Consider the following 6695-nt stretch of genomic DNA (forward strand, 5'->3'; position numbering starts at 1 on the left):
AGTAAGCTGGACTGTAAAGCCTAGCATCGAGAAGTCGCATAAACATGATTGCTGGGCTTTACAGCCCAGCCTACATACGAAGATAACAACATCAACCGACAGTGGAGAGGCTTATAGAAACATCATCCGAAAGCTCTTCCTCATCATTTTTCTGCGAGTTATATTTATCTTTATAGTCCTTAAATTTTTCTGTGCCATCCGCTTTATATTCGGATGTATTTGGATTTTCTTGCTCAGAGGATTTAATAGGAGTTTGTTCTACTTTTTCAGTAGCCTCATTTCCATAGCCAAAAAAGCGAATAGTAGATGTAATACTATGACCTATAGTCGACACCATTGTAGGTACTCGGGAAACCACACTGATTGCCGCCGCAGTCATTATTTGCCCCATTAACTTATTATGGTTTTGGATTGTATCTAGCCCCAAATACTCATCAATTGCCTCAGAATACCCCATTTGTGAATTCAGAATATACGTATTACAAGCATGGTAACCGGGAATATTTTCAACATTGATACCTTTACTTTGAGCAATTGATTCAACCGCTGAGCCGGTATGCACTAATTTTTTTGCCTGAGCCGCAATATCACTAAGCTCTTTTTGATAAGGGTCAATAGTCAACATAAGGTAATTGAACGCCTCGCCTCCGGCGATTATTAAATTCTCTTTTGTTAAATATCCTTTGATACTTTGACCGACAAAATCACATCCTTGTTGTAAATAACTACCTTCACATTTAATCTCTTCTTCCTTTGTAACCTCTTCCTTCTTAATATTTTCGTGATGGCTTTTGTGTCGATTTCTCTTTCTTTTGCTCATGATAATCCCAACAAAAACACATTATATACATTAATTATACACAAAGATCTTTTGATGCGCACAAATACAGCTAAATCTGTGTTTGCCTTCACATAGTATTTCTACGTATTGATTAATAGATCATACAATTTATATACTAATTAAACAGAACCATCTTGGTGATAAAAAATGAACTCATCTACTCGAATATTTATTGTCGGCCATCCTGGCGCTGGGAAAGCTTTATTAGCAAAAACTATTGCCGAACGTCTCGGCTGGCACTATATCGATGCGGATACAGGGTTAGAATATTTTTCAGGGCTTTCTATGAATGAAATGTTAGGAGAGCTTGGTACAAAAAATTTTCTTAATTGCCAAAAAAATGTTTTAACCTCCCTACTAAAACGAGAGCATATTGTAGTTACTACGGATGCTACTATTGCGTGCCATGATGAAATCAGCCAGTTACTAAGTGATGAGCATGTGATCTATTTACAGGTTAATCTACCAATCCAAATGAAACGTCTGGCTAAAAGCCAACAGCCCTTTTTATTAGATGATATGCTTGAAAAATTCCTACAAAAACTTCATGTACAACGAAATCATCTCTATGAAAAAATGGCCACATTAAAAATTAATAGCAATGACCATAATTTGGAGGCACACGTAGATTCAGTGCTCCAGTTACTTGCGTCTTCAATTGATAAGCCCTCCTCCGCATTAAATATAACCGAGCGTTGTTTTTATCATAAACAATCCCATGAACTAACTCAGTTAACAGAACAACAAGCAAACTGCCTTAAGTTATTAGCCCAAGGAAAAACATCAAAAGAAATTGCGAAACGGCTAAGTATTTCTTTTCGTACTGTAGAAGCAAATATGGCTAAAATTATGCAAATTTTGGGTTGCTCCTCAAGTAAAGAGCTTATAGCTTTGTATCATCAAAAACCATAAATTATTTTACATCTATCTCCCCTGCACATGGATACCGCGGCGGTATCCATTATTAGACGTGAGGTTACAAACAACTAGGCTACGTATAATCTGATAAATTATCAGTTGGTTAGCAATTCACTTCCTGCTACTATAATTTTATTTCTCAAAATTTTAATTATGAAAAACAATCAATTTGATCTAATCGTTATTGGTGGTGGCAGCGGTGGTATTGCAAGTGCAGTGAGAGCAGCAAAGCATGGTGCCAATGTAGCTGTAGTTGAACCCAACCATTTAGGTGGGACCTGTGTTAATTTAGGCTGTGTACCCAAAAAAATGATGTTTAATGCCTCCATGATGGCAGAAGCAATAAATCGCGCACCGGATTATGGTTTTGATCCCGTTGCCGTTAAATTGGATTGGAATGATTTAGTTAGCAAACGAAATGCCTACATCGATCGCCTAAGAGCAAGTTATACAAAGCGTTTTGAACAATTTAACATTACGCAGATTCATGGTTATGGTGCATTTCATGATAAAAATTCGGTACTAGTCGATGAACAAATTTACCATGCGGACCATATCATTATTGCCACTGGCGGGGAGCCGGTCATTCCCATGATTACCGGCATGAAACATGTGATTGATTCTGATGGCTTTTTTGCATTAACTAAACAACCTGAAAAAGTAGCCATCATTGGTAGTGGTTATATTGGAGTAGAACTGGCCGGAGTATTAAATGGTCTAGGTTCTGAAACACATTTACTTATGAGAGGTGAAAAGCCTCTGAGCCGTTTTGATCATGTTTTAGGTGATACTCTTTTAGAAGTTATGCAACAACAAGGGATTCATATCCATCAAAATCATAAAGCATGCGAAGTCACCTTGCATAGCGATGGCAAAAAGGCCATTGTCTGCCAAAGTGGTGCCCTGCTTTCCGAACTGGATGTGATCATTGCTGCCGTGGGTAGAAGGCCGAGAACACACACATTAAATTTAAATGCAGTAGAGGTTAAAACCGATGAGCAAGGTTTAGTTTTTGTTGACGCATTTCAAAATACTAGTACAAAAGGAATTTATGCCATTGGCGATGTGACTGAGGCACCAGCCTTAACTCCAGTAGCGATAGCGGCCGGACGAAGGCTTGCCGACCGCTTATTTGGCAAGCAACCAGATGCACATTTAAATTATGACTATATATCATCTGTGGTATTTAGTCATCCTCCTGTAGGAACTGTGGGTCTAACCGAAGATGCGGCAACACAAAAATACGGTAAGGAAGAGATTAAAATCTATCAGACACGTTTTAATTCCATGTACTATGCTTCAAGTGATGATAAGATTCCAACAGTAATGAAACTAGTCACGCAGGGCAAGGAAGAGCGGATTGTTGGCCTGCATGTAATCGGCTTAGGTGCAGATGAGATGCTGCAAGGTTTTGGTGTAGCAGTAAAAATGGGTGCCTGTAAAAAGGATTTTGATAATACTGTAGCTATTCATCCAACCAGTGCCGAAGAATTTGTAACTATGGTGTAAAAACAATGAACCACTCTATTCGTAATTTCCAGGGTAAAAGCCCTACCCTGGGCAATAAAGTTTATATTGATCCTCAATCTGCCGTAATTGGTGATGTTACCTTAGGAGATGATGTTTCTATTTGGCCAATGGCGGTTTTACGCGGAGATGTAAATTTCATAAAAATAGGAAATGCCTGTAGTATTCAAGATGCTGCAGTCCTCCATGTTACCCATGATGGCCCTTATACCTCAGGTGGTAAGCCTTTAATTTTAGGTCAAGGTATTACTGTGGGGCATCAAGCGGTATTACATGGTTGTACAATTGATGATTATTGTCTCATTGGAATGGGAGCACTGATTTTAGATGCAGTTCACATTCAACATCACGTCATGGTTGCCGCAGGTAGCGTGGTTTCGCCAGGAAAAATTCTAGAAAGTGGTTATTTATATCTTGGCAATCCAGCGCGCGCAGTTCGAAAATTAACAGCCACCGAATTAGAGCAGTTAGAGTATTCTGCTCTGCATTATGTTCGCTTGAAAGATAAGTATTTAAACCAAGAATAAGCCGCAAAAGGCAGCCTGGTTGCTTGCAGCCAGGTTTTTTTGTGTTTTATTTAGAGTTGCTCGTATAGCCGTTACATCAATATGCCTTGCGCCCTGATATTGCAGATAGCTTGAGGCACTGCACTCTGGCTTGCTTACCTGTGTTTGCCATGACGGAGGTTTTGGATTATTGGCAAAAGGTGGCCTGGTTGTTTGTAACCAGGTTTTCCTTATGACCCAGATTTTATTTTAATTGCGTTGTGTGTGCAACCATATGGGGCTATGTGCCGTATGGGATATCGATGTTGGGCCATGGCTAACCTACGCGTCATTGTCGCGCCGTGTGGTGTCAAAAGGAATTAAATTGTGTTGGTGTTGATTTTGATGGTTCAGAAACAAAAAAAGCGGCTAAAAGCCGCTTCTCTGTTCTTAATAAAACCCTGGCGATGACCTACTTTCACATGAGGAGACCTCACACTATCATTGGCGCATGTCTGTTTCACTTCTGAGTTCGAGATGGATTCAGGTGGTTCCAGACCGCTATTGTCGCCAGGAAAACTCGTTTTATGCTCATTGCAGCCATTATACCGCAATTTCGCATTAGGTAAATAAAGAGTGCGCTTTTTTTGCGCTTCGTAACACTCGCTATTCTGTAGTGCTTTGTTCCCAAAGCAACTCAGATTATATGGTCAAGACAATCAGCCAATTAGTACAAGTTAGCTTCACACATTACTGCGCTTCCACACCTTGCCTATCAACGTCGTAGTCTTCAACGGGCTTCATGGGAAAACTCATCTTGAGGGAGGCTTCCCGCTTAGATGCTTTCAGCGGTTATCCCGTCCGAACTTAGCTACCCGGCGATGCGACTGGCGTCACAACCGGTACACCAGAGGTTCGTCCACTCCGGTCCTCTCGTACTAGGAGCAGCTCCTCTCAATTTTCCTACGCCCACGGCAGATAGGGACCGAACTGTCTCACGACGTTCTAAACCCAGCTCGCGTACCACTTTAAATGGCGAACAGCCATACCCTTGGGACCTGCTTCAGCCCCAGGATGTGATGAGCCGACATCGAGGTGCCAAACACCGCCGTCGATATGAACTCTTGGGCGGTATCAGCCTGTTATCCCCGGAGTACCTTTTATCCGTTGAGCGATGGCCCTTCCATACAGAACCACCGGATCACTAAGACCAACTTTCGTTCCTGCTCGAGCCGTCGCTCTCGCAGTCAAGCACCCTTATGCCTTTACACTCTTGGTACGATGTCCGACCGTACCGAGGGTACCTTTGTGCTCCTCCGTTACTCTTTGGGAGGAGACCGCCCCAGTCAAACTACCCATCATACACTGTCCTCATCCCCGATTAGGGGACCAAGTTAGAACCTCAATAATAACAGGGTGGTATTTCAAGGTCGGCTCCATATGAACTAGCGTTCATACTTCAAAGCCTCCCACCTATCCTACACAGTTATCATCAAAGTCCAGTGCAAAACTATAGTAAAGGTTCACGGGGTCTTTCCGTCTAGCCGCGGGTACACTGCATCTTCACAGCGATTTCAATTTCACTGAGTCTCGGGTGGAGACAGTGTGGCCATCGTTACGCCATTCGTGCAGGTCGGAACTTACCCGACAAGGAATTTCGCTACCTTAGGACCGTTATAGTTACGGCCGCCGTTTACTGGGGCTTCGATCAAGAGCTTCTCCCTAAGGATAACCCCATCAATTAACCTTCCAGCACCGGGCAGGCGTCACACCCTATACGTCTTCTTACGAATTTGCAGAGTGCTGTGTTTTTAATAAACAGTCGCAGCCACCTGGTCTCTGCGGCCCTCACCAGCTTTGTTACGTAAAGTAACTAACCAGCAAGGGCGTACCTTCTCCCGAAGTTACGGTACCATTTTGCCTAGTTCCTTCACCCGAGTTCTCTCAAGCGCCTTAGTATTCTCTACCTGTCCACCTGTGTCGGTTTGCGGTACGGTTCTCTGTAAGTTATGGCTAGCAGCTTTTCCTGGGAGCCGGGCATCAATGACTTCGCTGTACACCGAAGTGTCAGCACCACATCACACCTCAGGGTTAGCAGTAAACCGGATTTGCCAAGTCTACCCCCCTACATGCACGTACCAGGACAACCAACGCCTGGCTCATCTAGCCTTCTCCGTCCCCACATCACCACTTACAAAAAGTCCAGGAATATTAACCTGGTTCCCATCGACTACGCTCTTCAGCCTCGCCTTAGGGGCCGACTCACCCTGCTCCGATTAACGTCGTGCAGGAAACCTGGGACTTCCGGCGTGAGGGCTTTTCACCCTCATTATCGTTACTCATGTCAGCATTCGCACTTCTGATACCTCCAGCAGACTTCTCAATCCACCTTCATCAGCCTACAGAACGCTCCCCTACCACGTGCACTTAGTGCACATCCGCAGCTTCGGTGACTAGTTTTAGCCCCGTTACATCTTCCGCGCAGGCCGACTCGACCAGTGAGCTATTACGCTTTCTTTAAAGGGTGGCTGCTTCTAAGCCAACCTCCTGGCTGTCTATGCCTTCCCACATCGTTTCCCACTTAACTAGTACTTGGGGACCTTAGCTGGCGGTCTGGGTTGTTTCCCTCTTCACGACGGACGTTAGCACCCGCCGTGTGTCTCCCGTGATTCAATTAGCCGGTATTCGGAGTTTGCATCGGTTTGGTAAGCCATGACAGCCCCCTAGCCGAAACAGTGCTCTACCCCCAACAATCATTCACGAGGCGCTACCTAAATAGCTTTCGGGGAGAACCAGCTATCTCCGGGCTTGATTAGCCTTTCACTCCTAGCCACACGTCATCCGATAATTTTTCAACATTACCCGGTTCGGACCTCCAGTTGGTGTTACCCAACCTTCATCCTGCACATGGCTAGATCGCCCGG

Annotated in this window: 4 protein-coding genes and 2 rRNA genes (1 of these 6 running past the window's edge); 3 read left to right on the top strand and 3 right to left on the bottom strand. The window is 43.8% G+C overall.

What is annotated here, in order from left to right:
- Nucleotides 1–91: 91 nt before the first annotated feature.
- A complete protein-coding gene (locus J2N86_RS12310) occupies nucleotides 92–820 on the bottom strand; it encodes a hypothetical protein (protein ID WP_252579756.1) in 729 nt (242 codons plus the stop codon).
- Between the two features lie 168 nt (nucleotides 821–988).
- Between J2N86_RS12310 and J2N86_RS12315 the strand changes: the two genes are divergently transcribed.
- The 3 genes from J2N86_RS12315 to J2N86_RS12325 all read left to right on the top strand — a co-directional run bounded on the left by J2N86_RS12315 (nucleotide 989) and on the right by J2N86_RS12325 (nucleotide 3813).
- A complete protein-coding gene (locus J2N86_RS12315; RefSeq protein ID WP_252579757.1) occupies nucleotides 989–1753 on the top strand; it encodes a shikimate kinase in 765 nt (254 codons plus the stop codon).
- A gap of 159 nt (nucleotides 1754–1912) precedes the next feature.
- Complete coding sequence (gorA, locus tag J2N86_RS12320; RefSeq protein WP_252579758.1) at nucleotides 1913–3268, top strand: glutathione-disulfide reductase; 1356 nt, start codon at nucleotides 1913–1915, stop codon at nucleotides 3266–3268.
- A gap of 5 nt (nucleotides 3269–3273) precedes the next feature.
- Entirely contained in the window at nucleotides 3274–3813 is a 540-nt protein-coding gene (locus tag J2N86_RS12325; RefSeq protein WP_252579759.1) for a gamma carbonic anhydrase family protein, read from the top strand.
- A 417-nt stretch (nucleotides 3814–4230) separates the two neighbouring features.
- On the opposite strand, the gene rrf is transcribed toward J2N86_RS12325, so the two are convergent.
- A 5S ribosomal RNA gene (gene rrf, locus J2N86_RS12330) occupies nucleotides 4231–4346 on the bottom strand.
- Nucleotides 4347–4477: 131 nt separating this feature from the next.
- Nucleotides 4478–6695: ribosomal RNA gene (locus J2N86_RS12335) — 23S ribosomal RNA — on the bottom strand (it continues 682 nt past the right edge of the window).

Origin of the sequence: Legionella lytica, from assembly GCF_023921225.1 — a bacterium.
Taxonomy (GTDB): Bacteria; Pseudomonadota; Gammaproteobacteria; order Legionellales; family Legionellaceae; genus Legionella; species Legionella lytica.

What these genes read in the sequence shown, in the direction of transcription:
- J2N86_RS12315 (WP_252579757.1), top strand. Translation starts at nt 989, where the DNA reads ATGAACTCATCTACTCGAATATTTATTGTCGGCCATCCTGGCGCTGGG.
- J2N86_RS12310 (WP_252579756.1), bottom strand. Translation starts at nt 820, where the DNA reads ATGAGCAAAAGAAAGAGAAATCGACACAAAAGCCATCACGAAAATATT.
- J2N86_RS12325 (WP_252579759.1), top strand. Translation starts at nt 3,274, where the DNA reads ATGAACCACTCTATTCGTAATTTCCAGGGTAAAAGCCCTACCCTGGGC.
- gorA (WP_252579758.1), top strand. Translation starts at nt 1,913, where the DNA reads ATGAAAAACAATCAATTTGATCTAATCGTTATTGGTGGTGGCAGCGGT.